Raw genomic sequence first — 905 nt, forward strand, 5'->3', positions numbered from 1 at the left:
TGCACTATCTGCTGTACTTTTTGCTTCTAAGGCTACCGATTTGGCATTACTTGCCTCCTCTTTCGCTTCTTCTGAGACACTCTTCGAAGAAATCGCTGTTTGGTTGGCTTCATTCGCTAATCTCTCTACGCTTTCTGCTTTAGATTTCGCATCGGTAGCTTCTCTTACAGCTTGCTCTACTTTGGCTGTCGCTTTATCAACGGCGCTTTTCGCTTCCTCCGCTATTCCCTTCGCTTCAGATGCACTTTGCGAAGCTTGTTCCACACCTGTTTTCGCTGCTTCTGCAACTTTCTCAACTGACGCAACAGATGCTTTAACTTCATCACAAGCACCCTTTGCCTCTTCTGACCTGCTTACCGCTGTCTCTGATTGTGACTTGGCATCTTTCGACGCTGTCAATGCATCAGCGGCTGTTTGTTTAGCTTCTTCTGAGAGTGTCTTAGATGCCTCTGCTATCTGCTTGGCGTCTCTTAAATCCGTTAATGCCTTCTCTACTGCTGTTTGTACTTGAGACGCTGTTTTTGTAAGTTCTGTAACAGAAGATGTTGCCCGTTCCGATAAACCTTTTGCCTCTTCGGCAATATCCTTGGCATCAGCGGCTGTCTGGTTGGCTCCATCTGCTTTCATACTTGCTTGTGTCGCTACCGTCCTAACTTCATGACACATTTCTACCGCTGTTGCTGCTACTTGCGTCGTCTCTGTTGCTGTTTGGGAAGCCTCTCTCGCTGTTTGTTCTGCACGCTCTGCAATCGACTTCGATTCATCGGCTAATCTCTTTGCTTCAGTCGATAAATTAACAGCATTCTCACTAGCCTGCTTGACCTCTGTAAAACTTTGCAATGCCGTAGCCAATGAACCTTTCGTACCACTTATTTCCCCTGTAGCTCTATCAAATCCTGCCTTCG

1 pseudogene is annotated in these 905 nt (G+C 46.6%); it reads right to left on the minus strand.

Annotated elements, in window-relative coordinates:
- Positions 1-905 (minus strand): annotated as a pseudogene (locus tag ACFIM1_RS09340) (hypothetical protein); the annotation flags it as partial.

It is taken from the genome of Bartonella sp. AC158YNML, from assembly GCF_042196725.1.
GTDB lineage: Bacteria > Pseudomonadota > Alphaproteobacteria > Rhizobiales > Rhizobiaceae > Bartonella.